This is a genomic window from Priestia sp. SIMBA_032, assembly GCF_046535215.1.
Lineage (GTDB): Bacteria > Bacillota > Bacilli > Bacillales > Bacillaceae_H > Priestia > Priestia aryabhattai.
The window spans coordinates 1,102,939-1,129,787 of the sequence record NZ_JAWRXD010000001.1 but is presented as its reverse complement, the minus strand read 5'-3'; the positions used below and the strand labels follow the sequence as shown (position 1 = coordinate 1,129,787).

Annotated in this window: 24 protein-coding genes and 1 other annotated feature; of the genes, 21 read left to right on the top strand and 3 right to left on the bottom strand. The window is 37.5% G+C overall.

From position 1 onward, the window contains the following. Window positions 1–83: 83 nt before the first annotated feature. From SB717_RS05630 to SB717_RS05600, 7 genes are all read left to right on the top strand, one after another. Window positions 84–857, top strand: a complete 774-nt coding sequence (locus SB717_RS05630) for a DUF2268 domain-containing putative Zn-dependent protease (protein ID WP_144645798.1) — start codon at window positions 84–86, stop codon at window positions 855–857. 226 nt (window positions 858–1,083) lie between these two features. Next, on the top strand, window positions 1,084–2,106 hold the full coding sequence (locus SB717_RS05625) for an ABC transporter ATP-binding protein (protein WP_074679269.1): 1,023 nt from the start codon (window positions 1,084–1,086) through the stop codon (window positions 2,104–2,106). Then, on the top strand, window positions 2,106–3,089 hold the full coding sequence (locus SB717_RS05620) for an ABC transporter ATP-binding protein (protein ID WP_410903407.1): 984 nt from the start codon (window positions 2,106–2,108) through the stop codon (window positions 3,087–3,089). Before SB717_RS05625 ends, SB717_RS05620 begins: the two co-directional genes overlap by 1 nt. A gap of 43 nt (window positions 3,090–3,132) precedes the next feature. Then, window positions 3,133–4,872 carry an oligopeptide ABC transporter substrate-binding protein gene (gene opp4A / locus SB717_RS05615; protein WP_410903406.1) on the top strand — a complete coding sequence of 580 codons (1,740 nt, stop codon included), beginning with the start codon at window positions 3,133–3,135 and terminating at the stop codon, window positions 4,870–4,872. Between the two features lie 28 nt (window positions 4,873–4,900). Beyond that, the gene (gene opp4B, locus SB717_RS05610; RefSeq protein ID WP_013055410.1) at window positions 4,901–5,866 is read left to right on the top strand and encodes an oligopeptide ABC transporter permease; all 966 of its coding nucleotides are present in this window, start codon (window positions 4,901–4,903) and stop codon (window positions 5,864–5,866) included. Window positions 5,867–5,877: 11 nt separating this feature from the next. Next, window positions 5,878–6,792 carry an oligopeptide ABC transporter permease gene (gene opp4C / locus SB717_RS05605; RefSeq protein WP_045291911.1) on the top strand — a complete coding sequence of 305 codons (915 nt, stop codon included), beginning with the start codon at window positions 5,878–5,880 and terminating at the stop codon, window positions 6,790–6,792. A 300-nt stretch (window positions 6,793–7,092) separates the two neighbouring features. Then, window positions 7,093–7,842: a YjbA family protein gene (locus SB717_RS05600; protein ID WP_014461589.1), complete on the top strand. Its 750-nt coding sequence runs from the start codon at window positions 7,093–7,095 to the stop codon at window positions 7,840–7,842. A gap of 29 nt (window positions 7,843–7,871) precedes the next feature. Here SB717_RS05600 and trpS read toward each other — a convergent pair whose 3' ends face one another. Continuing rightward, window positions 7,872–8,861, bottom strand: coding sequence for a tryptophan--tRNA ligase (trpS, locus tag SB717_RS05595; RefSeq protein WP_028412367.1), 990 nt, complete (start codon window positions 8,859–8,861; stop codon window positions 7,872–7,874). A 76-nt stretch (window positions 8,862–8,937) separates the two neighbouring features. Beyond that, window positions 8,938–9,142, bottom strand: a binding site (T-box leader). Between the two features lie 667 nt (window positions 9,143–9,809). Between trpS and SB717_RS05590 the strand changes: the two genes are divergently transcribed. From SB717_RS05590 to SB717_RS05570, 5 genes are all read left to right on the top strand, one after another. Continuing rightward, entirely contained in the window at window positions 9,810–11,456 is a 1,647-nt protein-coding gene (locus SB717_RS05590; RefSeq protein WP_074679259.1) for a peptide ABC transporter substrate-binding protein, read from the top strand. A 97-nt stretch (window positions 11,457–11,553) separates the two neighbouring features. Beyond that, window positions 11,554–12,489 (top strand): ABC transporter permease, encoded by a 936-nt coding sequence (locus SB717_RS05585; protein WP_013055415.1) that lies wholly within the window; start codon window positions 11,554–11,556, stop codon window positions 12,487–12,489. 2 nt (window positions 12,490–12,491) lie between these two features. Beyond that, a complete protein-coding gene (locus SB717_RS05580) occupies window positions 12,492–13,418 on the top strand; it encodes an ABC transporter permease (protein WP_410903405.1) in 927 nt (308 codons plus the stop codon). Window positions 13,419–13,432: 14 nt separating this feature from the next. Continuing rightward, on the top strand, window positions 13,433–14,503 hold the full coding sequence (locus SB717_RS05575) for an ABC transporter ATP-binding protein (protein ID WP_074679257.1): 1,071 nt from the start codon (window positions 13,433–13,435) through the stop codon (window positions 14,501–14,503). 1 nt (window position 14,504) lies between these two features. Continuing rightward, a complete protein-coding gene (locus tag SB717_RS05570) occupies window positions 14,505–15,422 on the top strand; it encodes an ABC transporter ATP-binding protein (RefSeq protein ID WP_074679255.1) in 918 nt (305 codons plus the stop codon). Window positions 15,423–15,703: 281 nt separating this feature from the next. Here the strand turns inward: SB717_RS05570 and SB717_RS05565 are convergent, their stop codons facing one another. Then, window positions 15,704–16,279: a GNAT family N-acetyltransferase gene (locus tag SB717_RS05565; protein WP_098400084.1), complete on the bottom strand. Its 576-nt coding sequence runs from the start codon at window positions 16,277–16,279 to the stop codon at window positions 15,704–15,706. A 446-nt stretch (window positions 16,280–16,725) separates the two neighbouring features. Here SB717_RS05565 and SB717_RS05560 point away from each other — a divergent pair, with 446 nt between their 5' ends. The 7 genes from SB717_RS05560 (at window position 16,726) to madM (ending at window position 23,278) form a co-directional block, all read left to right on the top strand. Next, entirely contained in the window at window positions 16,726–18,090 is a 1,365-nt protein-coding gene (locus tag SB717_RS05560; RefSeq protein ID WP_074679252.1) for an amino acid permease, read from the top strand. 120 nt (window positions 18,091–18,210) lie between these two features. Then, window positions 18,211–18,378, top strand: a complete 168-nt coding sequence (locus SB717_RS05555; protein WP_410903449.1) for a hypothetical protein — start codon at window positions 18,211–18,213, stop codon at window positions 18,376–18,378. Window positions 18,379–18,590: 212 nt separating this feature from the next. Next, window positions 18,591–19,994, top strand: coding sequence for an amino acid permease (locus SB717_RS05550; RefSeq protein ID WP_410903404.1), 1,404 nt, complete (start codon window positions 18,591–18,593; stop codon window positions 19,992–19,994). 420 nt (window positions 19,995–20,414) lie between these two features. After that, window positions 20,415–20,813: a transcriptional regulator SpxA gene (gene spxA / locus SB717_RS05545; protein ID WP_013055422.1), complete on the top strand. Its 399-nt coding sequence runs from the start codon at window positions 20,415–20,417 to the stop codon at window positions 20,811–20,813. A gap of 201 nt (window positions 20,814–21,014) precedes the next feature. Further along, on the top strand, window positions 21,015–21,911 hold the full coding sequence (locus tag SB717_RS05540) for a LysR family transcriptional regulator (protein ID WP_074679246.1): 897 nt from the start codon (window positions 21,015–21,017) through the stop codon (window positions 21,909–21,911). A 195-nt stretch (window positions 21,912–22,106) separates the two neighbouring features. Then, complete coding sequence (gene madL / locus SB717_RS05535; RefSeq protein ID WP_074679244.1) at window positions 22,107–22,520, top strand: malonate transporter subunit MadL; 414 nt, start codon at window positions 22,107–22,109, stop codon at window positions 22,518–22,520. Next, complete coding sequence (gene madM / locus SB717_RS05530; RefSeq protein ID WP_410903403.1) at window positions 22,517–23,278, top strand: malonate transporter subunit MadM; 762 nt, start codon at window positions 22,517–22,519, stop codon at window positions 23,276–23,278. The genes madL and madM overlap by 4 nt, the downstream gene beginning before the upstream one ends. A 96-nt stretch (window positions 23,279–23,374) precedes the next feature. On the opposite strand, the gene SB717_RS05525 is transcribed toward madM, so the two are convergent. Then, window positions 23,375–24,040 carry a TerC family protein gene (locus tag SB717_RS05525; protein ID WP_074679240.1) on the bottom strand — a complete coding sequence of 222 codons (666 nt, stop codon included), beginning with the start codon at window positions 24,038–24,040 and terminating at the stop codon, window positions 23,375–23,377. A gap of 360 nt (window positions 24,041–24,400) precedes the next feature. On the opposite strand from SB717_RS05525, the gene mecA reads away from it, so the two are divergent. Next, a complete protein-coding gene (gene mecA, locus SB717_RS05520; protein ID WP_013055427.1) occupies window positions 24,401–25,081 on the top strand; it encodes an adaptor protein MecA in 681 nt (226 codons plus the stop codon). A gap of 214 nt (window positions 25,082–25,295) precedes the next feature. Further along, window positions 25,296–26,813 carry a cardiolipin synthase gene (gene cls, locus SB717_RS05515; RefSeq protein WP_074679238.1) on the top strand — a complete coding sequence of 506 codons (1,518 nt, stop codon included), beginning with the start codon at window positions 25,296–25,298 and terminating at the stop codon, window positions 26,811–26,813. Window positions 26,814–26,849 lie beyond the last annotated feature (36 nt).

Here is a 26,849-nt window from a genome sequence, read left to right as displayed (position 1 = left end):
AGAATTTTTTTTATTTTTGATAACCAAAAAAGTAGCTGTGAACATATCATGAAACAAAAGGATGAAGAAAGAGAGGGGAAAACATGCCGATTGTTTCAACTTCTACTTGGACGGAGCCGAAAGAAATAAGCCGTCATCTTGCGCGCTATTTTAAGAAATTAAAAGAAAAAGAATATATGGAATTACTTTTTAACTATGGAATGTGTCCGCCTTCTTTAATATTTATAAAAGAATTAGAAGAAATGAAGAAAAGACAGGTTTGGAAGAAAGTTAAAGCACATTACGAGAAGCTTAAAAAAGCATGGGGTGGGCCGGATGTAGCGGTGCTAGTGCTTCCAAGCAATCCTAGAAATCGAAAAATGCAGCGTGAATTTAACGGAAGAGCAGGTGTCGCTTTTACCGATAAATTATTTGTGTTTATGACAAGTCATACATCCGATGAAGAAATGTTAGCGGTGCTTACCCATGAATACCATCATGTTTGCAGGCTAAAAGCTATTAATAAGTCTGATGAAACGATTACTTTGTTAGACGCTATGATGATGGAGGGGTTAGCAGAAAGAGCTGTAGAGGAGTATTGCGGTAAAAAATATTTAGCTCCTTGGACAAATTATTATACCATTGAAGAAGCTAAAAAAATGTGGGAAAAGCATGTTAAACCTTATTATAATCTGCGCGCTGACGAAAAAAAATATGATCAACTGTTATTCGGCCAAAATTGGTATCCAGAAATGATGGGCTACAATATTGGGTATCATCTTGTTACTTCATGTATGAAGCCTCACGTTTTAACCACTACCCAGCTGCTTCCTCTTAGTACCAATACTATCTTAAAAAAATCTGCGTTCCAACTGTAAAAAAACAAGTGCTATATACCTAAAACAAGAAATAGTAAATTTTATCCTATTTTCAACAAAAAATTAGGAGGTTTATGCGTTAAAATGCTGAAGAGATATTCAGAAATTATTATTTTGAAAATAAAAAATATAATTAATTTTCAAAATATATTGATTTTGTAATGGAATTGTAATAATATCTTATTCAAATATAACAATTTTTAGAAAAATGAGGTGTGCACTATAAATGGATAAAAAGCCCGTCGAATCAACACCTTTACTAGAAGTTAAAAATTTACAAACTGCTTTTTCCATTAATGATTCCTGGCATAATGCTGTGGACGACGTGTCGTTTCAAGTCGGACGGAAGCGAATTGTAGGAGTTGTAGGAGAATCTGGCTGTGGAAAAAGCGTATTGTCTTTATCCGTTATTGGGCTATTACCTAAAGTAAATAGTCAAATTAGAAGCGGAAGCGTTGTATTTAACGGAAAGAATCTTACGCACTTATCAGAAGATGAGATGAATGTTGTTCGTGGGAAAGACATCTCAATGATTTTCCAAGAACCGATGACATCCCTCAATCCTGTTTTAACCATTGGGTATCAGCTGCAGGAAGTATTGTTTAACCATATGAATATATCGAAAGCGAAAGCGCGTGAAAAAAGCATTGCGCTTTTAAGAAGTGTTGGTATTTCGAGATCCGAAAAGCTCATCGATGAATATCCGCATCAGCTGTCGGGAGGAATGAGGCAGCGTGTCATGATTGCCATGGCGGTAGCTTGTCAGCCTAAACTTTTAATTGCAGATGAGCCGACAACGGCCCTGGATGTTACGGTTCAAGCTCAAATTTTAGAATTGCTAAAAGAAATTCAAGAAAGCAATGATATGTCTATTATTATGATTACTCATGATTTAGGAGTAGTTGCTGAGATGTGTGATGAAGTGATTGTCATGTATGGCGGGAAAATTGTTGAGCATACAGATGTTGATACGTTATTTTATGCCCCAAAACATCCGTACACGAAAGCGCTTCTTCATTCAATTCCACGCATGGAAGATGATGTAGAAGTATTAAATACGATCAAAGGAATTGTGCCTTCTCTTGTAAACATGCCGCGGACAGGCTGTCGTTTCGTTAACCGATGTCCTCATGCAATGGAAGACTGCAGTTCCGTTACGCCTGTTCTTCGCCAGGATTCACAGGGGCATGACGTCGCATGTCTGCTGTATGAAAATAGCTATCCGTCAAAAGGAGTGAAGACAAGCTAATGACTAAAGCGGTGAAAGATGTATTGCTAGAAGTTCAGCATTTAAAAACCTACTATCCTATTCACGGGGGATTTCTTCGAAAGAAAATTGGTGATGTAAAAGCAGTTGACGGTATTTCCTTTGGGATTCGAAAAGGAGAAACGCTCGGTCTGGTAGGAGAATCTGGCTGTGGAAAATCCACGGCAGGAAGAACGATTCTAAGACTGTTGGAACCAACTAGCGGAAAAATTATTTTCGATGGTAAAGATATCACAGAAGCAAAAGGAACTTCTCTCCGTAAAATTAGACAAGATTTCCAAATGGTTTTTCAAGATCCCTATGCTTCCCTCAATCCAATGCAAATGGTTGGAGATGTTATTTCTGAACCAATTCGGAATTTTACAGGAAAATCAACCAATCAATTAAAATCAGAAGTTATGAATCTACTTACAAAAGTAGGGTTACCGGAAGATGCATACTATAAATATCCTCACGAATTTTCCGGTGGACAGCGTCAGCGTATTGGAATTGCACGTGCACTTGCACTTCGTCCAAAACTTATTATTGCTGATGAACCGGTATCGGCACTCGATGTTTCTGTCCAATCACAAGTTTTAAACCTTCTAAAAGAACTTCAACAAGAATTCGACCTAACCTTTTTATTTATTGCCCATGATTTGAGTGTTGTTAAACATATGAGTGACCGTATCGGTGTTATGTACCTAGGCGGTTTAGTGGAAATTGCTGATAAAAAAAGTCTATACGCAGAGCCATTGCACCCTTATACGCAAGCGCTTGTATCGGCTATACCTGAACCAGATCCGCGAAAGAAAAAACAGCGTATTATTTTACAGGGAGATGTGCCAAGCCCAATTGATCCGCCAAAAGGCTGTGCGTTTCATCCTCGCTGTATACATGCAATGGCAGAGTGCAGCCAAACGAAACCTGCCTTAAAGGAGGTGAGACCTGGCCATCAAGTAGCTTGCCATTTATATAACTCGTAAAAGCTACATACGAACAGATTATTAGTTAAACAGGGGGAACGTCATGATGAAAAAGAAATCGTTTTTATCACTTGTTTCCATTTTGCTTGTGCTATCGCTTTTTCTAGCGGCATGCAGCGGTGGAAGCAGTTCTTCATCTTCTAGTAATAAAGAAGGCGGAGAAACAAAAACTGAAAGTGCAAAAACAGACAAGCCAAAAGATGGCGGAACGATTACGTATGGGATTGACGGAGCGCCGGAAGGGCTTTTTGAGTATGCATTGTATGGTAGTGCATATGATAGCCAAATCTTAGAATTTATCAATGAAGGTCTCTTTACTTATGATAAGAAATTAAAGATTAAATCTGACTTAGCTACTTGGGACGTGAGTGGTGATAAACTAACTTACACGTTTAAATTAAAAAAGGGCATTAAGTGGCATAATGGAGATCCATTAACTGCAGATGATTTTAAATATACGTATGAAACGATTGCTGATAAAGACTATACAGGTCCGCGCTATGTAAACGTTGAGCATATTAAAGGCGCTCAAGAATATCACGACGGCAAAGCGGATTCTATTTCTGGAGTTGAAGTAGTAGATCCGCAAACATTTAAAGTAACGTTTAAAGAAGTTCGTGTAAATAACTTAGACAATCTATGGCCGTATCCAATGCCGAAAAAGTACTATGAAGGAATTGCTGTAAAAGATCTTGCAGAGTCCAAACAAGTTCGTAAAGAGCCAATTGGTGTTGGGCCGTTTAAAGTGAAAAAAGTAGTAGCAAGTGAATATGTCCAAATGGAGCGTAATGATGATTATTGGAAAGGTAAGCCTCATCTTGATGGTGTTGTTGTAAAAGTACTGGATCCATCTGTTTCCGCCGGAGCATTGAAAAAAGGCGATGTCGACATTATGGATGTTCGTCCAGCTGATTTAGGTCAAGTTGAAAAAGCAGAAAACTTAGACTTTTTGGAAGGGAAATCAACTAGTTATTCGTATATTGGTCTACGATTTGGACATCGTGATCAAAATGCCGGTAAAAACGTAGATGATTACGAAAAGTTCAAAGACCTAAAACTTCGTCAAGCATTGCTTTATGCAATAGATAGAGAAGCAATGGTAAAAGCATTTATGAACGACAAAGCGGTTGTTTCTAATACAGTTATTCCATCTGTATTCTGGATTGCTGCTGACCAAAAAGATTTAACAAAGTACAAGTATAGTCCAGAAAAAGCTAAAAAATTATTAGCTGAAGCTGGTTATAAAGATAAGAATAATGATGGTTTTGTAGAAGATCCAAACGGAAAACCATTTACGATTTCATTCGGTCACTATGCTGGTCCAGCCAACTTCGAGGGTCGTGCGAAGGCTATTATGCAAGCATGGAATGATATTGGTATTAAAACAAAATTAGCAACGGGTTCACTTGTTGAATTTAACTTGTACAATGAAATGAAAGATAACGACGATAAGGCCTTAGAAGCGTTCTTTGGTTCTTGGGACACTGGTTCAGATCCAGACCCTACAGGATTATGGAGCTCTAATGCTGAATGGAACTATGGACGTTGGGTAAATAAGGAATCTGACGAAATGCTTAAAGACGGTTTGAGTGAAAAATCATTTGATGATAAATACCGTAAAGATGTATATGTAAAATGGCAAAAATTCTTTAATAATCAGCTGCCAGCACTTCCTTTATGGGAAAATATCAATATTTATGCTGTGAATAAGCGTGTGAAAAACGTAACTCTAGATCCATCAACGGTAGTTGTAGATCCGGAGAAATGGTCTGTAACAGAATAAGTATTTTACATGTAAAGGAGAGTCAACGATGCTGCAATATTCACTAAGACGTATTTTAGGGATGATTCCAATGTTGATTCTGATTTCCTTTGTTGTGTTTTCCCTGGCAAAAATGATGCCAGGGGACCCTTTTGGGGGAGAAATAAACCCTAGTAATACAGATCCAAAATACATTGAGGAAATGCGTGATAAGCTAGGATATAACGATCCTATCTACGTTCAATATTGGAACTGGGTAAAGGGAGTGGCACAAGGAGATTTAGGAAAGTCAACAACTCATAAGTTACCGACGTTAGATATTATTTTAGAGCGTATGCCTAATACGATCTTTTTAGCTTTGACTTCGCTTTTAATTACGTATGTGTTTGCATTTATTCTAGGTATGTATGCAGGAAGAAAACCGTATACCTTAGCAGATAACTTTATTGCAGGATATAATTACTTTGCATTAGCGGTTCCATCGTTTATCGCAGGGATTGTAGGCATTTATTTATTTTCCTTTCAGTTAGGCTGGTTTCCATTTAGCGGTTCTGTTGAAGTAGGATTGAAAGAGGGATCATGGGAATTTATTCAAAGTAGAATTCATCACGTTATATTACCCGCTCTGATTCTCGGCTTGATGTCCACCGCGCAGTATACCCAATTTTTGCGCAATGATATTATTGAAAACAGTCGCAAAGATTTTGTGCGCACAGCTAGAGCAAAAGGGACAAAAGAATCTAAAATTTATAATGTTCATATCTTACGCAACTCAATGATTCCGCTTATTACGTTTTTAGGGTTTGATCTTGTAACAATCATTAGCGGTTCTATCATTACAGAGACGATCTTTACGTATCCAGGAATTGGAAAGCTATTTGTTGACTCTGTAGCAACTCGTGACTACTCAGTTATGATGTCGCTTACAATGTTGTTTTCAATTTTAACGTTGGTTGGGAATCTGGTTGCTGATTTGTTATACGGCGTAGCAGATCCGCGTATTCGTTTGGATTAGGAGGAGAAAGTATGGAAATTGTAACGAAAAAAGATGTACAGCCAGAAGTGAATATGAAAGCTCCTAAAAACCTTTCTCCATGGGCGATTGCGCGAAAGAAGTTTGTTAAAAATAAATTAGCCATGATAAGTTTAGCTTTCATGATTGTGATTACGCTTCTTGCCATTTTTGCACCGCTGCTTACAAAAGCAGATATTACACGTATCGACTATATGGCGATGAATGCAGCGCCTTCTAGTGAGCATTGGTTTGGAACAGATACAAATGGGCGAGACGTATTTGCACGTACATTGTATGGAGGAAGAACTTCGTTACTGATTGGAGTTGCTTGTACAACACTCGTTATTTTAATTGGAACTCTTATCGGTTCGGTTGCGGGTTATTACGGAGGCAAAGTGGACCAATTCTTAATGCGTTTTACAGACTTTGTATTAAACTTTCCCCTAATTGTTTTCGTTGTAGTGTTAAATACAATTCTAATTGGAAAGATTTCAGGCGTTTGGACGCTCATTCTAGTTGTTAGTTTCTTAAGCTGGGGAAGTACGGCCCGGCTGGTGCGAAGCAAAGTCTTGGCTGAAAAAGAAAATGAATATGTGCTTTCAGCTGTTTCCATTGGGTGCAGCCCGTTTAAAATTATCTTTAAACATTTGCTGCCAAATGTGTTTTCAACGATTGTGGTTCAAGCCAGTTTGCAGATGGCTATCCTTATTGTGTTTGAGTCAGCGATTAGCTTTATCGGTTTTGGCGTGCCGGCTGATACGCCAAGCTGGGGGAATATGCTGACAGAAGCAAGGGAATCAGATGTGCTGCAGAATAAGCCTTGGATGTGGGTTCCGCCAGGCTTAGCTATTACATTTACAATCCTAGCTATCAACTTCATTGGTGAAGGATTAAAAGATGCTTTAAATCCAAAATCTCTTCGTTAAAAATCTATCACAAAAGTGTGATAGATTTTTTTAGGTTTGTCAGACCTCCTGACAAACCTATTACTATAGAAGAAACTCGGATTTTTTTCTGCTTATAGCGGTGGATATAGCTCATGAAGCCTTTAGCAATCATCAGCACTCTCGGTATGTCCTAGCTTTGAAATAATGGCATTTGAATAATAAACAAGAACGAAGGCTTTTCATAATTAATTTTTAGAAAAATAACATCATTTGGAATAAAAATTCCTTTCTCTGCCTATACTGATGGATAACAAACAGATAGTAAGTGAGGGGTAAATTATGCTATATCTTCATGATGTATGGGTTAATTGGTTTGAAGGCGAAGAAAACGGTTATAATGTGTGTCATTTCCATGAGTGGAGAAAAGATGATTGTGTAGAACTGCTCGATCAAGCACCGTTATTAAAAGTAAATCCGCTTTTATTTCATTACATTGAAAATGATCTTTCCGAGCTACCTCAACAACTACTACAAGATGTCTATCAGAAAGCATACATTCGGAAAAATCATGAACGCACGCAGGTTGAATATTGTTTTATTGTTACAGACGGAACGAATATTTTAGCAATTGATACGATGGGATATCATATTCCGATTCGAAAAAGCCGCTTAATTCCAAGACAAGAACAGTTGGTCTATGAAATGATTGCGGATCAAGAAGAGCTAGAATATAAGTTCAGTGAAGACGAGCTAAATAAAAAAGAGCATCATATTCTTTCGCCGTCTCCTGAAACGATGAGAGGATTAACACGTAAAGAACGTCAGCTAAAACAGCTGTTATTTATGGCACTTGATCAGCTACATACAACAAAAAATACAGCTCAAATCCGCTACTGGTACACAGAGTGGAATCCAACGAAATACGAAGACATTCAAGAGATGCCGTTTCAAGACGTATGGAATCAGCTATACGATGAAACGAAGTCAGGGTGGTCGCCGAAACATAAATTATTATGCGAGCGCTTAGTAAAAGGACAACCTTTCTTTGAAAAACTTTGGGAAATTGAACAAGAGCCAAAAGTTAATTAAAAAAACGACTGCATAGCAGTCGTTTTTTTTTAACGTTTACGGCCAATTCCCATTGCATTTCGCATTTTGCGAAGCATTTTATTCGCCGTTGCATTTGCTTTATCGGCACCTTGATCTAAAATATCATCTAGCTCGCTAGAATCAACTAATTCATAATATCTTTCTTGAATTGGAGCGAGTGCTTCAGCTACTACTTTAGCTGTGTCAGCTTTAAAGTCACCATAACCTTTGCCCTCGTACATTGCTTCAATGTCTTCGATTGATTTATTGGCTAGGATTGAATAAATACTTAATAAGTTTGAAATACCTGGCTTATTTTCTTTATCGTAGCGAACAATACCTTCTGAATCCGTTACGGCACTTTTGATTTTCTTTTCAATTGTTTTAGCGTCATCCAAGAGCGTAATAAAAGCTTTTTGGTTTGGATCAGATTTGCTCATTTTTTTCGTAGGATCTTGAAGAGACATGACGCGTGCGCCTACTTTTGGAATACGTACTTCAGGAATAGTGAAGATATCATTGTATTTTTTGTTAAAGCGCTCAGCTAAGTCACGGGTTAATTCTAAATGCTGCTTTTGATCTTCCCCAACTGGAACCAAATCGGTGTTGTATAAAAGAATATCAGCGGCCATTAGTGGAGGATAAGTTAATAATCCTGCTGATACTGCTTCTTTTCCAGCGGACTTATCTTTAAACTGAGTCATACGCTCAAGTTCACCGATATACGCTACGCACTGTAACATCCATCCCGCTTCCGTGTGGGCAGGCACTTCTGATTGAATAAATAAAGTTGATTTTGCTGGATCAATTCCTACTGCTACATACAGAGCAGCAAGGCTGCGAATGTTTTTACGAAGTGCTAAACGATCTTGAGGCGCTGTAATTGCATGCTGATCTACAATACAAAAATGACAATTATAGTCATGTTGAAGTTCAACAAATTGCTTCATCGCTCCAATGTAGTTACCTAAAGTGATTGTACCGCTTGGTTGAATACCTGAAAAAATTGTTTTCATCAAATCTTCCTTTCATCTGCACATATATGCTGCTAATTTACGGATACAACATAAAAAGGCCCATCCGCTCCTAGCTTAAGCTAGGGGCGAATGGACCGCGTTGCCACCCTAATTAGCACACATAATTGTGAACTATCTTTATTCATGTAACGTTGAGGTCAACGTTCAAGCTTTGCACTTGAAAGCTCCAAAGTCCATTCTGCAGGTTTCAATGTTTGTTCTCACCACCCACAAACTCTCTAAAAATGAAAATTCTGCATACTACTCTTTTTCACAGCTTTAATTATATAGTTATTCGTTATTATAACGCGAAAAAGCAGGAATTTAAACATCTTATCGCTAAAAAGTTTTATAAGACAATTTACTGGAATTTTTCTGCGGCAAAAAAAAGACAAGAACCGTTTAATTAAAGCATTTCTTGGTGAAAATTTGGTGGAGGATTTGGTAAAAATCTTTTATTTAGTATTTCTAATAACTTTGTAATACTATTGTAATACCTATACTACAAAAAAGATTTTAGACGTCAGACAAGTAGGCACAATCCTTATAAGATAAGGTTTTTTTCCTTATGATAAAAAAATACCATTAAATAATAGTATTGCAATAAATTTTTAAAATATTTATAATAGGCGTAACAAACATATTTTTTACAAAGGTATTACAATTTCTTAATTTTTCAGAAAACACAAAATAGACAATGTTTTGTTTCAATTAGCGAATTTTGTAATGAATGAGTCTTCTACATATTAAGCGCATACATTGGATTTACAGCATGTAAACAATTGATGACAGTTTCATAGGGTAGAAGAATAATTTTGCAGTGAGTTCTTTAACGCTCTACTATATGAAAAAATAACTGATTATTTTGTATTGAAAGATGATTAAGAAATTAGTGCATATCAAAAAAATATGGTTGCCACACAAACAAAATTTAATAGGGGGTAACATGCAATGAAGAAAAGGTTGTCGATTCTTTTCAGTTTGCTGCTTGTCATGAGCTTGTTTTTAGCTGCATGTGGATTTAACAAAGAATCTGGTGGCAGTGAAAATGCTAGCAGTGATGGCGGCGATAAGAAAAAAGAGCAAGAGCTTCGCGTAAATATTAAAACTGAGCCTTTTTCACTGAATCCAGGCTTAGCTAATGATTCAACATCATCAAACGTATTACTACAAACATTTGAAGGTTTAACTCGCATCGGTAAAGATGGAAAACCTGAAAATGCAATGGCGAAAGATGTGAAGATCAGCGATGATCAAACTAAATATACGTTTACGATTCGTGACGATGCAAAATGGTCAAACGGTGACCCTGTAACAGCAAAAGATTTCGAATATGCATGGAAGTGGGCGTTAGATCCTAAAAACGAATCACAATATGCATATCAATTATACTATGTTAAAAATGCACAAGCTGCTAATGAAGGAAAAGGTTCATTAGATGATGTTGCCGTTAAAGCAACAGATGATAAAACGCTTGAAGTAACATTAGAAAACCCAACGCCATATTTCTTAGAATTAACAGCTTTCTATACGTACTTCCCAGTGAATACAAAAATTGCTGAATCAAATGAAAAATGGTACACAAATGCAGGTGACAACTATACGTCAAACGGTCCTTTCAAATTAAAAACTTGGAAACATAATGACAAAATCGAGTTAGTTCCTAATGAAAACTATTGGGATAAAGATGCTGTAAAACTTAAAAAAGTTGAAATGTACATGATCAATGATAACAACACTGAACTTTCAATGTTCAAAAACGGTGAATTGGACTGGGCGGGTATGCCTACTGGTCAATTACCAGCTGATGCACTTCCTGAATTAAAGAAAGACGGTTCATTAAACATTCAAGAGATTGCAGGTACTTACTGGTACAAGTTTAATACAGAACAAAAACCTTTAGACAATGTGAACATTCGTAAAGCATTAGCTTATGCAATTGATCGTAAAGGTATTACGGAACAAATTACAAAAGACGGTTCAGTTCCAGCGATGGCAGCTGTACCACCAACAATGTTTAAAGATAACAAAAAAGGCTACTTCAAAGACAATGATGTGAAAAAAGCAAAAGAATATTTAGAAAAAGGCTTGAAAGAAATGGGCCTTAAAGATGCTTCAGAACTACCAGCAATTAAGGTTTCATACAACACGGATGAAAAACATGCAAAGATTGCACAAGCTGTTCAAGATATGTGGAAGAAAAACCTTGGTATTAAAGTACAGTTAGACAACTCTGAGTGGGCTGTTTACATTGAAAAATTACACCAAGGAGATTATCAAGTTGGGCGTATGGGCTGGTTAGGAGACTTTAACGATCCAATCAACTTCCTAGAGTTATTCCGTGACAAAAAAGGCGGAAACAATGATACAAACTGGGAAAATCCAGAATATAAAAAGTTATTAATTGACTCTCAAAAAGAAACTGATCCTAAGAAACGTCAGGCAATGTTGAAAAAAGCAGAAGGTATCTTCATGGATGAAATGCCAGTGGCACCAATCTATTTCTACACAAATGCTTGGGTACAAGACAAGCAGCTGAAAGATGTTGTGATGTCTGGACTTGGAGACATTCAGATTAAGTGGGCTCATTTTGAGTAAGTAACATCAATTGTGACAAAGGGTATATGGGGCCTGGTGCTCCATATACTTTTCTTTCTTGTGCGCGAATTTTGTAAAAATATGGAGGTGTGTCAGGGTGTTCAAATATATAGGAAAACGACTTATTTATATGTTTCTATCATTATGGCTGATCGTAACAGCGACCTTTTTCTTAATGCGTGCTGTTCCAGGAGGTCCATTCACATCAGAAAAGCAGCTTCCCCCTGAAATTCAAAAAAATCTAAATCAGTATTACGGTTTAGACCAGCCTTGGTACCATCAGTACTTTGATTACTTAACATCAATTTTAAAGTGGGATTTTGGGCCATCTTTCAAATATAAAGGCCAAACGGTAAATGATTTGATTAACGGCGGTTTCCCTGTTTCATTCATGCTAGGGATGGAAGCTATTTTAATAGCAATTGCTATTGGTGTAGTACTTGGTGTTATTGCTGCTTTAAAACATAACAAGTGGCAAGATTACACGGCGATGGTTATTGCAGTTCTAGGAATCTCAGTTCCGAGTTTTATCATGGCAGCGGTATTACAATACGTTCTGGCTATGAAACTACAAATTTTTCCGGTTGCACGCTGGGAATCTTGGGCACACACGGTGTTACCAGCTCTCGCGCTTGCTTCAACCCCTATGGCGTTTATCGCACGGTTAACTCGGTCGAGTATGCTTGAAGTATTAAGCAATGATTATATTCGTACAGCGAAAGCAAAAGGTTTAAGCAGAGGCGTTATTACAGTTAAGCATGCCATGCGAAATGCGATGCTTCCAGTCGTATCCTATATGGGACCTTTAGTAGCAGGGATTTTAACGGGTAGCTTTGTTATTGAAAAAATATTTGGTATCCCGGGATTAGGTTCACACTTTGTGCTCAGTATCTCAAACCGAGATTATACAACGATTATGGGCGTAACGGTGTTCTACAGTATTTTACTACTTTTTTGTATCTTGCTTGTAGATATTGCATACGGCTTCATTGACCCTCGAATTAAACTTACAGGTGCTAAGAAAGGAGAGTAACTATGCAGCAACTTCCGAAAATTCCTAAAGAAATGTTTGAAACAGCAGGGATTGACCGCGCTCAGGCAGAAAAGATTGAAAAACCGAGTCTTTCATTCTGGCAAGATGTTTTTATTCGTTTTCGCAAAAATAAGCTTGCTATGTTTGGTGTAGTACTAATGGTTCTCCTTGTTTTTATGGCTATATTTGGTCCATTGATGGTGAAATATGATTATGCAACCAATGATTTACTGAATGCTAACCAGGCTCCATCTTCTGAGCACTGGTTCGGTACAGATGAATTAGGGCGTGATGTTTTTGCTCGTACGTGGGAAGGCGCTCGTATTTCATTATTTATCGGATTAGCAGCAGCTTTAATTGATTTATTCATCGGCGTAATTTGGGGAAGCATCTCTGGATACCGGGGCGGCCGTACGGATGAAACAATGATGCGTGTTGCGGATATCTTATATGGTGTTCCTTACCTTTTACTGGTTATTATTTTAATGGTTATGCTTGGCCAAGGGTTAGGCACGATGATTTTGGCGATGACCATTACTGGCTGGATTAACATGGCCCGTATTGTACGTGGACAAGTATTGCAGTTGAAAAACCAAGAGTACGTAATGGCTTCACAAACATTAGGAGCAACCACAAAACGTATTTTATTTAAACATCTTATTCCTAACGCAACAGGTCCAATTTTAGTAACAATGACACTAACGATTCCTTCAGCAATCTTTACAGAAGCATTTTTAAGCTACTTGGGACTAGGCGTTCCGGCACCGCTTGCAAGCTGGGGAACAATGGCTTCAGAAGGCTTACCTGCTTTGGAATACTATCCTTGGCGCTTATTTTTCCCAGGTTTGTTTATCTGTTTAACAATCTTAGCGTTCAACGTAATTGGTGATGGATTACGAGATGCGTTAGATCCAAAACTACGTAAGTAAGGAAGTGGACTCATATGTCACGTTTATTAGAAGTAAAAAATTTAGCTGTATCATTTAAAACATATGGCGGAGAAGTTCAAGCCGTTCGCGGCGTTAACTTCCACTTAAATAAAGGTGAAACGCTAGCAATTGTTGGTGAGTCAGGATCTGGTAAAAGTGTAACTTCACAAACGATCATGCGCCTTATTCCGATGCCTCCTGGCCGAATCAAAAGCGGTGAAATGCTGTTTGACGGCATTGATTTAGCAAAGAAAACGGATAAAGAAATGGAAGCTATTCGCGGTAAAGATATCGGTATGATCTTCCAAGATCCGATGACTTCTTTAAATCCGACGATGAAAGTTGGAGCTCAAATTGGTGAAGTCGTAATCAAGCATTCCAAAGTGTCTAAAGCAGAAGCGAAAAAACGTGCGGTCGAGTTATTAACGCTTGTAGGGATTCCTTTTCCAGAACAGCGTGTGAATCAATATCCGCATGAATTCAGCGGCGGGATGAGACAGCGTGTTGTTATTGCAATGGCTCTTGCTTCTAATCCGAAGTTACTAATCGCTGATGAACCAACAACGGCGCTTGATGTAACAATTCAAGCTCAAATTTTAGAGTTGATGAAAGACATTCAGAAAAAAACGGATACATCTATTATCTTTATTACCCATGATCTTGGTGTAGTAGCAAATGTAGCAGATCGAGTAGCTGTTATGTACGCTGGTCAAATTGTTGAAATGGGCACAGTCGATGAAGTGTTTTATGATCCAAAACATCCCTATACGTGGGGACTGCTAGCTTCTATGCCAAGCTTAGATAACGAGGCAGAAGAAGAGCTTGCTGCTATTCCTGGAACGCCGCCAGATTTAACGAATCCTCCAAAGGGAGATGCATTTGCAGCGCGAAATCCATACGCAATGAAAATTGATTTTGAGCAAGAACCTCCAATGTTCAAAATATCTGATACGCACTATGCAAAAACTTGGCTGTTACATCCCGATGCACCAAAAGTAGAGCCGCCTGCTTCAGTTCAGCGCCGCCTGCGTAAAGTTGATAATGTATACAGTACACCTGTACTCGTAGCAAAGGATGGTGAATAACATGACAGATAAATTATTAGAGATTAAAGGGTTAAAGCAGCATTTTTTCACAAGCAAAGGAACAATTAAAGCAGTTGATGGTCTGACATTTGACATCTTCCGCGGAGAGACATTAGGGCTTGTAGGTGAATCCGGTTGCGGAAAGTCAACAACAGGCAGAACGATTATTCGTCTATACAACGCTACTAGTGGTGAGGTGCTATTCAATGGCGAAAACGTACATGGTCGTAAATCTCGCTCGGAGCTTAAAAAATTCAATCGTAAAATGCAAATGATTTTCCAAGATCCATATGCGTCGCTTAACCCTCGTATGACCGTAGCAGATATCATTGCAGAAGGCATTGATATTCACGGCTTAGCCAAGACCAAAAAGGAGCGTATGGCAAAGGTTCACGAGCTTCTTGAAACAGTGGGGCTTAACAAAGAACATGCCAATCGCTATCCACATGAGTTTAGTGGCGGCCAGCGTCAGCGTATCGGTATTGCAAGAGCACTGGCAGTAGAACCTGATTTTATCATCGCAGATGAACCAATCTCAGCTTTGGACGTATCTATACAAGCTCAAGTTGTTAACTTAATGAAGAAGTTACAGCGTGAACGTGGACTAACATATTTATTTATCGCCCATGATTTGTCAATGGTAAAATACATCAGTGACCGCATCGGCGTTATGTACAGGGGTAAGATTGTAGAGCTTGCACCAAGTGATGAACTTTATAGAAACCCTGTTCATCCATATACAAAAGCGTTGCTTTCAGCTATTCCGCTTCCCGATCCTGACAGTGAAAAAACGCGTCAGCGCAAAATTTATGATCCAAGTATCCATGACTATAACGGTGAAGAACCGGAGCTTAGAGAAGTATCTCCAGGTCACTACGTGTCTTGTTCTCAAGCAGAGTTTGCCACATATACAACATAACAAAAACGATCTCACAACGAGGTCGTTTTTTATTTAGTTATCAAAAAACGCTAAACTTTAAATTGGAAAAAACATGTAAGAACAAGTAACATTAGCGCTTTACAGGTATTATACAATACAGGATTAGAAAATACTATTGAAAATTTTCAGAATTTTATATTTAAGACAAAATATCTATGTGTAAACCTTATAACTAAAGGAATATAAGTGATTAATAATGTTTTGATTTGAATAATAATTCAAGGATATAAAAAGAAGGTAGACGCACGTCTACCTTCTTTTTATAAATCTGCTAAGATATCGCCGTCTTTACGATTTTTGTCAATTTTTAATACTTGATCTGCCGGCTGATAAGAGGCACCATATATTTCTTTGTCTTTGTACGTATGAATTAACTCGTACGTTTTTTTCATTTTATTTAAAATGCTTTCCTCTGTTTCAGAGGTAGGAGACCAGTATAGGATTTCCATCTGATTAACTTCATTTGTAGCTAATGAGCGGCGGTTATAGCCGATTGTTTGAGCATGCTTAAAGTCTGCACGTTTATAAAAATGCAGTCGTTTTGCTGAGTCTGAATCTTTGTAGTCCACAGGCTCTACTTCTAAGATAATTGGTTTGTTATGCTGTTTTAACTCATCAATTAATTTACCGCCAAGCCCTTGACCTCTAGCGTCTTTTGAAACAAAGAGGTAATCAATAAAGATAAATTGGTCTGTTTCCACGTACATTAATACGTGATGAGGTCCTTCATTTTTATGATAAATATCGCTGCGTTCTTGTAAAAGCGTTTCGATATGCTTCTTTGATTTCATTTCTTCAATGGGAAAATATTGACTTAGTTTTTCATACCAATTCATAGCATCCTCCTACTGATCTTTTCATGATGATGTTCATAATAGTGTTTAAACAGTTATCTTATCTTTACCCTTTTTAGGGAAAAGTAAGCATCTATAATTGAAAATATAGACTAGAAAAAGATAGATTATTCATAATAATTAAATAATTATAGTGGTATAAAAACATATAATGGTGAAAATGAGTTTAGTTATATTTAAATCGTAAGTTTATTTGTGAAAATCACAAAAAAACTATCGCATTTTTTGTGATTTTTGATAAAATGAACAAAGTGAAGTTTTTTTAATATTGTATTTTATAGATGTAATAGCGGTAAAAGTGCAGGTTTGGAACTTGCAGCATAAGATTTTTAGTACATACAATCTCTGGAATTATTTAGCTGGAAAATAACGTAATGCTACACAAGTAGCCGCTATTAAATGAAATGGACATGTTAGGAGAGAGAATTATGCAAGGGAACACGCAAAAAAAAGAATTAAGCCGTGGACTTGAGGAAAGGCATATTAGCTTAATGTCTTTAGGTGCAGCTATCGGAGTTGGACTGTTTTTAGGTTCTGCATCCGCTATTCGGTTAGCGGGTCCTGGTATTCTTATCATGTATGGAATCAGTGGTCTTATTATGTTTTTTATTATGAGAGCGCTAGGTGAAATGGCCGTACAAAATCCAGTAGCCGGTTCTTTTAGCAAGTATGCTAACGATTATTTAGGATCACTCGCTGGTTATTTAACAGGCTGGAACTACTGGTTTATGTGGATTATTACATGTATGGCTGAAATTACAGCCGTTGGAGTATATATGGATTTTTGGTTCCCGGGTGTACCTCAGTGGATATGGGCACTCGCAGCGCTCGTTATCATGACAGGTGTTAACTTTTTAGCTGTAAAAGCATATGGTGAACTAGAGTTTTGGTTTTCTCTTATTAAAGTAGTAACGATTATCCTTATGATTGTGCTTGGACTAGGCATGATTATCTTTGGAATTGGAAATGGCGGCATTGCAACAGGAATCAGTAATTTATGGAATCACGGTGGCTTTTTCCCGAATGGTATGAAAGGTATTCTTTTATCACTTCAAATGGTTATGTTTGCTTACCTTGGTATTGAAATGATTGGGGTAACGGCAGGAGAGGTGAAAAATCCTGAAAAGACATTAACAAAAGCCATTGATAATGTACTGTGGAGAATTTTGATTTTTTACGTGGGAGCACTGTTTGTTATCATGTCTATTTATCCTTGGCCAGAGATCGGAACACAAGGAAGTCCATTTGTTTTAACATTTGATAAAGCTGGAATTCCCGCTGCAGCAGGGATTATAAACTTTGTAGTGTTAACAGCGGCTTTATCTTCTTGTAACAGTGGAATTTTTAGTACAGGCCGTATGTTATTTAATTTAGCTCAGCACGGGGAAGCTCCAAAACGCTATGCCAACTTAACAAAAGGCGGCGTGCCTGGTGCAGCAGTTATTGCTTCAGCTGTTGTACTGCTAATCGGAGTTGGCTTAAACTATGTTGTTCCTGATAAGGTATTCACCTGGGTGACGAGTATTGCCACTATTGGGGCGATTTGGACATGGGGAATTATTTTACTTTCTCAAATTCGCTTCCGCAGAGGATTAAGCGATCAGCAAGTAAGTGATTTAAAATATAAGCTTCCGTTTTTCCCGTATACGTCGTATCTCGCTCTTGCTTTCTTAGCGGGAGTAGTAGTGGTGATGGGTTTTTCCTCAGATACAAGAATAGCCCTTATTGTAGGTCCGATATGGTTTGTTTTATTGGTTGTTGTCTACTATTCAAAAGGTTTTCATAAAAGATAAAAAATAAAGCTCGGACAAAAATAGTTTCGTTGAAGAAAGATCCGAACAAGTTGAATTCTTGATTAAGAATCCAACTTGTTCGGATCTTTTTTATGGTGATGGTGAACATAGGTTTACTGTATGCAGGGCAAGGCGCAGACTCCTAGGGAAAAGCGAGACCCTGCAGGAGCGGAAGCAACGAGGAGGCTCGCCGGCCGCTCGCGGAAAGCCAAGTCTTCTACGGAAATCAACAGCGGTGTAACGAGCGTGATTCATACGAACTCATATATCCCATTTGTCCATCTTTAGATTGATGTAGTTTTGTCCCAGTAGCATTTTTTTCTAAAAGAAAATGAAGGATTTATTATTTCACTTTTTGCTTTAGTGTGCTAATATATTATATTGTTAAACAAATGAAGAGATGAATGAAGAAACAAATAATTTTTACGTGTTAATAGATTAGCATCGAGCTTTCTATCTCAAAAGTTTAAGCTTTTAGAAAGCAAAAGGAGACACAGCAAATGAAAGATAAAAAATGGGGACTTTGGTTTTTAACAGCCTTTGTAGTTGGTAATATGGTAGGCGGCGGAGTATTTATGCTTCCTTCTAATTTAGCAAACGTATCAAGTCCAATTGGTTCAACACTTGCTTGGGTTGCAACAGGTCTTGGCGTGTTCATGATTGCTCTTGTGTTCGGGAACTTAGTCATGAGAAAGCCTGAATTAAAAGGAGGGCCTCAAAGTTATGCAGCGAATCTTTTTTCATCGCCTAAAGTAGGTAAAGTAGCTGGTTATAGCATGGCTTGGGGTTATTGGGCAGCAAACTGGGCTGCAACAGCATCTGTCATTATATCATTTGCAGGATACTTAACAACGTTCTTTCCAGTAATGGAGAGTAAGGATATTTTATTTTCAGTCGGAGATTTTCAATTAGAAGCTGGAAAATTTATTACGTTTTTAGTATGTTCTGTTGTACTATGGGGAATTCAGGCTATTTTGCAGCGAGATATCAATAGCGCCGGTAATATTAACTTTATCACAACGGCAGCTAAAATTATTGGGTTCGGTTTATTTATTGTTGTGGCGCTATCGTTATTTAACGCATCCAACCTGGTCAGTACAGAATTTGTTAACTCAAAGGGTATAAATGTAGGATTAGGAAGTCAGGTCAATGGAGCAGCCATTGCTACGCTGTGGGCGTTTATCGGAATTGAATCAGCTGTACTGTTATCTAATCGTGCAAAATCACAAAAAGTAGTAAAGAAAGCAACGCTGCTTGGATTATTAATCTCAATGGTTATCTATGTAGGGATTACGCTTCTAGCTATGGGGATTCTTTCGACAGCTCAGCTTCAGCAGTCTCAAAAGCCTTTGGTAGATACGTTAGAAATGGTTATTGGACATAAAGGTGCTTACGTAATGGCCATTTTAGCACTTATATCTTTACTAGGTTCTACGGTTGGATGGATTGTTGTTAGTGCAGAAGTTCCTTATCAAGCAGCAAAATCAGGGTTGTTTCCACAGTGGTTTGCTAAAACGAATCAGAACAATAGTCCAGCCCGTTCACTAACATTAACAAATGGCTTAACACAGTTGTTTTTGTTTGCGACTATTTCAGGCACAGTTTCGCAAGCCTATAATTTCGCTATCGTTGTAGCTACTCTCGCTTATTTAGTTCCTTATTTCGTGACGACAGTTTATCAACTAAAGCTTATTGTGACGGGTGAGACATACGATACCATTAAAGGATCGCGAGTAAAAGACGGAATTATTGCTTCGTTAGCACTTATTTATTCGCTATGGGTGATTAAGACAGGGACAGCTGACTTAAAAACATTTTTCCTAGGTATTGGCTTATTTGTAATCGGGCTTTTACTGTATCCTATCTTAATGAGACGAGGAAAAAGCACATCAGCTATTAAATAAATAAGGAATTATTTCAAAAGCCTTGCAGAAAAGTCATTTCTTCTGCAAGGCTTTTTTAGTGACTGAAAAATTCGAGGAATTTGTGAAAGAAAAAAATAATAAAAAAAAATGAAACTAATCTACAGGTTTATTCGTAATAGTAGTGTGGTAAATAAATAATGAGGAAAATCGGTAATGAAAATAATGACAGTGAAGGAACGAACTAATGTACTAGTTCACTTTAAAAAGTATATCATTCCGATGAAGTTTATAGTATAATGCAAATAGATATTATTTTTTAAAAGTAATTATAAAGTAGTATCGATTTTCATTATCAGTCATTAAATATTTACACTCGTTGAAGTTTGTATAAAACAACATGATTTACAGTTCATGTTTTGAATGTTATGACCGATTATGATAGAAGGAGTGAAGGAGTAAATGGTTACATTATATACATCACCAAGTTGTACATCTTGTCGTAAAGCGAAAGCTTGGTTAGAGGAAAATGATATTGGATATACAGAGCGTAATATCTTTTCAGAGCCGTTATCAATCGATGAGATTAAAGAAATTTTACGTATGACAGAAGATGGAACAGATGAAATCATTTCAACACGTTCGAAAACTTTCCAAAAACTAGACGTTCAGGTAGACGCTATGCCTTTACAAGATTTGTATGAATTAATTCAGCAAAATCCTGGTCTATTGCGCCGTCCGATTATCATTGATGAAAAACGTCTACAAGTTGGTTATAATGAAGACGAGATCCGTCGTTTCTTACCACGTAAAGTGCGTACTTTCCAACTTCGCGAAGCTCAAAGACTTGTGAATGGTTAATTTTTATATTTGTCTGTTTAAGATTTAAATAAGAAACCAACCAAGTAACGTTTGCTTGAAGTTGGTATATAAAAAATAAGCAGCAGGGAGCCAAATGGCCTCTGCTGCTTATTTTTTGTCGAAATAGCAGGGAAAATGAAGTATATATGTAATTAATAAAGAAAGAGAGTAATTAAACACATAAAAGTGGTGGTGAACGGATTGGAGCTTTTACAGCTAAAATATTTCCAAGTAGTTGCTAGACTAGAACATATCAGCAAAGCGGCGGAAGAGCTATACGTATCTCAGCCTGCGCTCAGCAAAACGATTTCACAGTTGGAAAAAGAGCTAGGCATTCGTTTGTTTGATCGAAACGGTAAATACATTAAATTAAATCGGTATGGTAAAGCGTTCTGTGCCAAAGTAGAACGTGCTTTAAAAACATTAGAAGACGCAAAGCACGAGCTAAAGGATATGTCGAACGATCCATGTGAAGAAATTCGTCTTGTTGTATTAGCTAGTTCACATTTACTTCCAGAGCTATTAAGCAGGTTTCGTGAACAATATCCTCAGGTGCGTTTTCGGCTGATGCAGCATTTGACTAATAGCTATTCACAGCCTGATTTTGATTTATGTATTTCAGCTTTTCCATTAACAACCCGTCAGATCGAACATACTCCTTTGCTTCGTGAATCGATTTTGCTTGCAGTCCCTCTTGATCATCATTTAGCCAAGCAATCACGTGTAAAGTTAAATGAACTTAAAAATGAGAAATTCATTGTGCTAAAGAAAGGGAAAGAGCTAAGAAAAATAACGGATTTGATTTGTAAAGAACAGAATTTTGTACCTCAAATTACGTTTGAAAGCGATGATCCAGCAACAGTGAGAGGTTTGATTAGAGCGAAGCAAGGAATAGGTTTTATTCCTGAAGTGACGTGGGGAGGTTCGACAGGAAAAGATGTAAAACTGCTAAAAATTGAAGAGGAAACATTTGAACGTACTATCTTTTTAGCTTGGAACAATGGAGGCTACGTGACGGATTTACAACAAATCTTCAGGCAGTTTGTGATTGATTATTTTAAACATTTACCCTCCGGTATGCCTCATGAATACATATAAGGATCATGACTAAATGTCATGATTTTTATTTCTTTTTCGAATAAATCTAAAATGAACAGTAGAGAAAAATTGCATTATGTCATTTTTGATATAAGTATATAACTAAAAATGCATAGGTTATTCAACTTTTTTCCTTTAAACTATTTTTAAACCACAAAGTAAACGTTTTCAATAATAGGTTGGGGAGGAAGTAATATGATAATCTTCGGTGTAGCGCTGCTGTCTATTTGCATGTTGATAGGGGTAATTGTAGGGGACGCATTAGGAGGGCTGATGGGAGTAGAAGCCAACGTTGGGGGAGTAGGGGTATCCATGCTTCTTCTTGTACTAGCGGTGGATTATTTAAAGAAGAAAAATAAGCTCCAAGTAAAATCCGAAGAAGGCATTGCTTTTTGGGGAGGTATTTATATTCCTATCGTGGTAGCAATGTCTGCACAGCAAAATGTTGTAGCTGCTCTTGATGGAGGAGGCATGGCGATTCTTGCAGGGGTGGTAGTAGTCATAGTAGGCTTTTTATCCATACCATTTATCAGCAGAATAGGAGAGAAAGCGAAGGTGAAAGAACAAGAGATAGAGCTTTCTATTTTACCTAAGGAGCAGATCAAATGATAAATATGATCAAAGAAGCATTAGAAAATAACGGGCTGATTACGGCATTTGCTATTATTGGGATTGTCATGTATATTGCTTATTTTTTATCAGATAAATTAACAAAAGGAAGAGTTCACGGATCTGCTATTGCTATTATGTTTGGATTAATTCTTGCTTATATCGGTGGAGTGAATACAGGAGGAGAGAAAGGGATTTCTGATATACAGTTATTTTCAGGAATTGGTTTAATGGGCGGGGGGATGCTGCGAGATTTTGCCATTATTGCTACCGCGTTCGGTGCCAATTTCAGCGAAGTCAAAAAAACGGGAATCAGCGGGATTACGGCCTTGTTTTTTGGGGTTTTCTATTCCTTTGTAATAGGTGTAATTATTGCTCTTTGTTTTGGATATAGAGATCCCGTTGCTTTGACCACAATCGGAGGAGGGGCCGTGACCTATATTGTGGGGCCGGTTTCTGGAACTGCGATTGGAGCCTCTTCTGATATTATCGCGTTAAGTATAGCTGTAGGATTAATTAAATCCATTTCAGTTATGATTTTGACACCGGTATTTGCTAAGAAAATCAAATTAAATAACCCTCGTACAGCAATGATCTATGGAGGAGTTATGGGGACGACTAGTGGTGTAGCAGCTGGTTTAGCTGCGACAGATGTAAAACTTGTACCTTACGGAGCCATGACAGCTACATTTTATACAGGTCTTGGTTGCTTGCTCGTACCATCTATTCTTTTTTTACTCACAGAGATTATTTTTTAAGTGTACAAAGTGTTTTATGAATAAAAGACTGCTGTGCTCATTAAACTAAAGAAAAGGCCATACTAAATAAAAATGTTTAGTATGGCCTTTTCTTTATCATTTAGTTGAACGAAAGCTATTAACAGCCATGCCGCTTATCAGCACAACAGCAATTGTTATAAACGGAATAAATGTGCCTAGAGATGTATGGTCTGCAAAGAATGAATGTAGGTTCTGTTCATGCCCAATCATATTTCCAGCAGTATAAGCTAAAATAGCTGCTCCGCCGTAAACAAGCAGGGGAAACCGCTCCATCAAATACAAAATGAGCTTGCTTCCCCAAACAATAATGGGGACGGATACGAGTAATCCGGTAACAACTAAGATAATATTTCCATGAGCTGCGCCTGCTACAGCTATTACATTATCTAGTCCCATTACAATATCAGCAAATACAATCGTTCTTACAGCGGCGCCTAACGTCACACCTGCACGGATTGAAGCTGCATCATCACCTTCTGATACGAGAAGCTTAAAGGCGATAATCACCAATAAAAAACCGCCGATGAGCTGCAAGTAAGGAATAGTTAGTAAATAAACAGCTAAAATAGTAAGTACAATGCGCACTATCACAGCTAAGCCAGTCCCTAAAAAAATAGCTTTATTTCGCTGATATTCAGGTAAGTTGCGGCTTGCTAAGGCAATAACAATAGCGTTGTCTCCACCTAATACAATATCGATACCGATAATAAGAAGAATGGAGGTTATTAATTCTAAATCCAATAGTCTTCCCTCCCAATATGTAAGGATAAGTAGCTCACATTGCTTTATCTGTGTTCATTTTTAACAAAAAGCGTTCATAGGGTAAAGAGATTATGTATATAACAAAGTAAGGTGTAAGGTGGCTATGAGTTGTCAGAGTATTTTTTATTTCCTTTCTTTCGCATTTTGTCATAAAATAGATATACAAGGTTCACTCAAATAGTGTATGCTTGTATATCCCAAGTTAGAATGCTTTACAAAGTGAGAAAGTACATGTAATATTGCTTTAACACGGGGGTAAAATAGTCCCTTCATCGTTTAGGGGTAATGTTCGAAATGGCCGGATTACCTTCACTGATTTTTTCGAAGGGAGAGATGATAATGGAAATCGAACGCATTAATGAAAACACAGTAAAATTCTTTGTCACTTACGTAGATATTGAAGAACGTGGATTTGATCGCAATGAAATTTGGTTTAGCCGAGAGCGCAGTGAAGAGCTATTCTGGGAGATGATGGACGAAATTCATCAAGAAGAAGAGTTTGTAGCAGAAGGTCCTCTTTGGATTCAAGTACATGCGCTTGAGAAGGGGCTAGAGGTTATTGTAACAAGAGCACAAGTTTCAAAAGACGGTCAAAAGTTCGAAGTACCTGTTGGTGAAAATGATAAAATCGATATCCCTGTAGATGGAAAAATTGAAGCGTTGCTTGATCATCAAGCGAATCAAAATAAAAAAGCTGATTTTGAAGAAGAAATTATAGAAGACGAAGGGCTACAGTTCGTCGCACGCTTTCAAGACTTAGAACATTTAATTTCCTTAAGTCACCATTTAGAGTTAGATGATATCATCAACAGCATGTACGTGTTTGAAGGAAAATATTATTTATACGTTGAGTTTACAGATGATGAAGACTTTGTAGCTGAAATTGATAACATTTTAAGTATCATTTTAGAATATGCAAATGAATCAAATGTAACAGTTCATCGTTTAATGGAATATGGAAAAGAATTAATCAGTGAAAATGCACTTGAACAAGTAAAGCAGTATTTTCCTTTACGATAATAGCAGCCGATTTCATGTATATGAAATCGGTCTTTGTTTTGCCCTCTTTTTTGGAAATGCTCTCCGCTCAGATCCAACAATATAGGTGGAAAAAGCAGGCGGTTGGTTCCTACACGAGAAAGTGTAGTGTTAAAATAACAAGTTTGAGGATAATAACGGTATAAAGACCTGTTATTAATGATGAAAGATTGGTTGTAGGATAGGTGAAAACGAGTTGAAAAATAGATTACAGCTTTTAATTTTTGTTATTGGTATTATTGCTTTGCTTTATTTTACAAAAGGGTATTGGGACGGTAAATTTATTGGCGTACTGAGTATCTTAATTACGATTAGTGTTGTTTTCATCGGTCTTGTTATTTCATTAGAAAACCGTCATCCAACTCAAACGCTAACGTGGCTCGTAGTATTAGGCGGTTTCCCGGTAATAGGGTTCTTTTTTTATTTGTTATTTGGACGCAATACGCGAAAACGGCGCTTATTTGCTAAAAAAGCAAAGCTGGATGAACAGGTGCTTTTAAAGATGGAAAGAGATTCAGGTATATTAGAAAATCACTTTGAACAGTTGGGCACCAGTAGGAAGCAAATGCTGAAGCTAGCCGTGAGGCTTGGCAAGAGTCCAATTTCTTTTTCATCAGATACGCGTGCATTGACGAATGGAAAAGAGACATTTCACGAAATTATGGAGTCATTAAAGCATGCAAGGCATCATATCCACTTAGAGTATTACATCGTACGACATGATCACTTAGGAGAACAAATTAAAGATATTTTAATTCAGAAAGTACAAGAAGGAGTTTATGTACGTTTCTTGTATGATGCTGTGGGCAGCTTTCAGCTTTCACCGCATTATATTCACGAGTTAAGAAATGCGGGCGTAGAAATGATTCCATTCTTACCGGTCAGACTTCCATTTCTCAATAATAAAATCAATTTCCGTAATCATCGTAAAATTGTAGTCATTGATGGAACAATTGGGTTTGTAGGAGGTTTGAACATTGGTGATGAGTATCTCGGGAAAAGTCGGCATTTTGGCTTTTGGAGAGATACTCATTTGATGGTGAAGGGTGAGGCAGTCCGTTCATTGCAGCTTATTTTCTTACAAGACTGGTATTATATGACAGGACAGACGATGCTTACTCAAACGTATCTATCGCCTGATTTAATTGACATTGATATGGAAAAGTGCGGCGGTGTTCAAATGATTGCTGGCGGACCAGACCGTGAGTGGGAAATTATCAAACACTTATTTTTTTCGATGATTACGTCTGCGAAAGAGTCCATTTGGATTGCTTCTCCTTACTTCATACCTGATGAAGATATTTTTACTTCCCTCAAAGTAGCTGCTCTAAGCGGTATAGATGTAAGGCTTCTTGTACCTCAGAAGCCCGATAAAAAAATTGTTTTTCATGCATCACGCTCTTATTTTCCGGAGCTGCTAGAAGCAGGTGTGAAAATTTACGAGTATAAAAAAGGATTTATGCACAGCAAGATTGTGATTGTTGATAGAGAAATTGCCTCTATTGGAACAGCTAACATGGATATGAGAAGCTTTCATTTGAATTTTGAAGTAAATGCTTTTTTATATCGCACGACTAGCACCCAAAAGCTCGTATATGAATATATGCAAGATTTAGAAGAAACGAGTGAGCTTCACTTTAAAGACTTTGAAAAGCGGCCATTTATACAGCGGCTGTTTGAATCAACAGCCCGTTTGCTTTCACCGCTATTATAATCGCTGTAAACCACATTGCGTATCTGCAATGTGGTT